We start from the raw sequence: 2874 nt of genomic DNA on the forward strand, positions 1-2874 counted from the left end.
AAAATTAACATAATACACCTTATACGAAATAAAAATGGGAGCCTTAAGCTCCCATTTTTTAAGTAATTTTTTCAAATAAGGCTTGGGTGAGCATCTAAAATTCGAATCAATGTAGCTGCTGGTCCAGTTGGATAGCGTCGTCCCTGTTCCCAATTTTGCAGGGTACGGGGGCTAATATGTAGACGTGCAGCAAATTCATTTTGGCTCAAGCCAGTTTTTTCACGTACTTCTTTAATATCAGGCAATTCGAGTTCTGTAACTCGGCTTGCTTTAACTTCTTTACGTTTGATAGCTCCAGCTTCTTTGATTGAAGCAACCAAGTCATCAAATAAGTTGTTATCCATGAAATTGCTCCTTCACGAGTTGGTGCAGAATGGCGGTTTCTTTATCTGTTAAATTATCTTTTACTGATTTTGGATAAGCCACTAAGAAAAAGATCTGATCATCCTCGGTGACCCAATAATAAATCACCCGTATCCCACCACTTTTCCCTTTGTTACCTTGAGCACAACGTACTTTGCGAATACCACCGCCATTCTTGATTAGGTCACCTCTATCAGGCTGTACCAAAAGATCTTGCTGAAGTTGACGATATTCCTCATCAGATACAAGGTCTTTAATTTGCTTGGTAAAGATGCTGGTTTCAATAAATAACATGGACTCTTTATACGTCAATGGCGTATTTGAATTTTAGCAGTTTCCATAACAAAAAACGAGAGCTGGTAGATCTCGTTTCGCATAACAGCCATTATGTTAAATAACTTTTAGAAGCTTTAGTACAAGCTTGACAGATTGTCTTATCATTATAAAATAACCTTATTCAAATCATCCTCCCAAGAGTAACGCCAATGAAGTAAGTCATTTTCTCATCATTATTTTTAAACTTTTGATGTGCAAAATAGATTCTACTTGTGGCTATATATTCTTGGTCTCTACTTTATATCCTAAATAATATATTGTTTTTTATAAGTTAATCTTCACTATTTTGCATATCCTCTACATGAGGAATTTTTTATGCAACATGCATGTATTGCTTCAAACTTAAATTTAGAATTTTCTACACAGAAAATGTTTGATCAGCTAAACATTACGCTTTTATCAGGACAGGTTTCTGCATTAATTGGACGTAATGGTTTAGGTAAATCCCTATTGTTCAGAATATTAGATCAAAGCCAAGCTTTAGATATTCATTATAGTGGTCAAGTTTCATGGAATATCCAACATGATTATTTGGCACAATTAGAACGCCTTAATGCTGAAAATATTGCACAAGCATTAGAGGTAGATCATTTACATCATGCTTTTCGGCGTATAGAGAACAATACAGCTAGTTTTGATGATTATGAGTTAGTTGAAAATACCTGGGATTTACCACAAAAATGGCAAAATATACTTGAAAATGCTGACTTACCTACGGATTTGAACTTTCCAACAGAAAAACTGAGTGAAGGACAAAAAACAAAGCTGGCTTTATGTCGTTTGTTTTTAAAAAAGGATCACTATCTACTTTTAGATGAACCAAGCAACCATTTAGACTCAACATCTAGACAATGGTTAATTGAGAGTATTTTGGCACACCCTAGTGGTGTATGCCTGATTAGTCATGATCGCCAATTACTCAATCAAGTCCAACATATTTATGCTTTAACTGAATTAGGCTTACAACACTACAAAGGTAATTATGAGCATTACATTCAACAGCATCAGCTACACATGGATGCATTAACTCAGTCTATTAATAATGAGAAAAAAGAATTAAAGCAGTTAAAACAACGGCAACATGATAGCTTAATGAAAGCGAATAAACGTCAATCTAAAGGCAATGAACTTCGTGATTCTAATTCTCAAGCAAAGATTTTTCTAGATTTCAAAAAGGAAAATGCTGGACAAAGCTTAGGTAAGCTACGTGCCCAACAAACTCGACAAACTGATGATTTGAAAAATAGTCTGATTAATAGGCAGACCATTGTAGAAAAAATCAAAGCTCAGAAGTTTGAATTCCACTTACAGAGTACGAAGCAAGGAGAGATTTTAAGAATTCATGATTTAAAGCTACCCCATACAGCAACAAATAAAATTAATTTTGCATTGAAAGCTGGCGAAAAAATCCATCTTAAAGGTGCTAATGGAATTGGTAAATCAACCTTATTGAAATTGATTTCTACCCATCAACGTGATGATATTTTCTTTAGTGGAACATGTTTGTATTTAGATCAAAACTTTAGTTTATTAAATAATGATTTATCCGTAATCGAAAACCTTGCACTTTATAACTCCAATCTTACTGAAGTTGAGTGGAGAAATTTGTTAGGTCAGTTACGTATTCGTCGTGAAAAAGCTTTATTAAAACTATCAGAACTGAGTGGTGGTGAAAAATTGAAAGTCGCATTATTAGCAATGAGTCACTATCCTGATGGTATTGATTTATTATTGCTTGATGAACCAGAAAATCATTTAGATATTGAGTCTAGAGAGCTTCTATCGCAGGCTATTAGCCAATATCAGGGCGCTGTAATTTTAGTTTCACATGATCATTTTTTTGTTGAACAGTGTGAAATATCTGAAGAGTATTTAATTGAGTAAAATGACATTTTCAAATATATAGATTTATTAGTTCTACTAAAATTAACATAATACACCTTATACGAAATGCTTTATAATTATCCTTATAATTCAACGCTGTAGTTTCTAGTTGATAGCCCGAACATCACTGTTCGGGCTTTTTTTATGATTTGTCATGTTCCACGCCTACTATTTAATCAATGTTTCACAACTTTGATTAGCTCAATTAAATAATTAAAACCTAGATAATAAGAACCGAGCGAGTGTCTACGAGCGATTGAGCATCATCAAAATTTCGCCCTCGCCTTTTCT

The 2874-nt window shown here is 33.9% G+C and carries 3 protein-coding genes; 1 reads left to right on the top strand and 2 read right to left on the bottom strand.

The genetic code is table 11. The features are described from left to right. Nucleotides 1-71 precede the first annotated feature (71 nt). On the bottom strand, nt 72-344 hold the full coding sequence (nadS, locus tag FTV32_RS16355; RefSeq protein WP_000369781.1) for a NadS family protein: 273 nt from the start codon (nt 342-344) through the stop codon (nt 72-74). After that, nucleotides 337-657, bottom strand: coding sequence for a type II toxin-antitoxin system RelE/ParE family toxin (locus FTV32_RS16360; RefSeq protein WP_000897307.1), 321 nt, complete (start codon nt 655-657; stop codon nt 337-339). The genes nadS and FTV32_RS16360 overlap by 8 nt, the downstream gene beginning before the upstream one ends. A gap of 357 nt (nt 658-1014) precedes the next feature. On the opposite strand from FTV32_RS16360, the gene FTV32_RS16365 reads away from it, so the two are divergent. After that, nucleotides 1015-2583 (top strand): ATP-binding cassette domain-containing protein, encoded by a 1569-nt coding sequence (locus tag FTV32_RS16365; protein WP_159124549.1) that lies wholly within the window; start codon nt 1015-1017, stop codon nt 2581-2583. The last annotated feature ends 291 nt before the right edge of the window (nt 2584-2874 follow it).

Source organism: Acinetobacter sp. YH16032 (assembly GCF_013417345.1).
GTDB lineage: Bacteria > Pseudomonadota > Gammaproteobacteria > Pseudomonadales > Moraxellaceae > Acinetobacter.

Bases quoted from the DNA above. Each gene is read 5' to 3' on its own strand.
- FTV32_RS16365 (WP_159124549.1), top strand. From the start codon at position 1,015: ATGCAACATGCATGTATTGCTTCAAACTTAAATTTAGAATTTTCTACA.
- FTV32_RS16360 (WP_000897307.1), bottom strand. From the start codon at position 657: ATGTTATTTATTGAAACCAGCATCTTTACCAAGCAAATTAAAGACCTT.
- nadS (WP_000369781.1), bottom strand. From the start codon at position 344: ATGGATAACAACTTATTTGATGACTTGGTTGCTTCAATCAAAGAAGCT.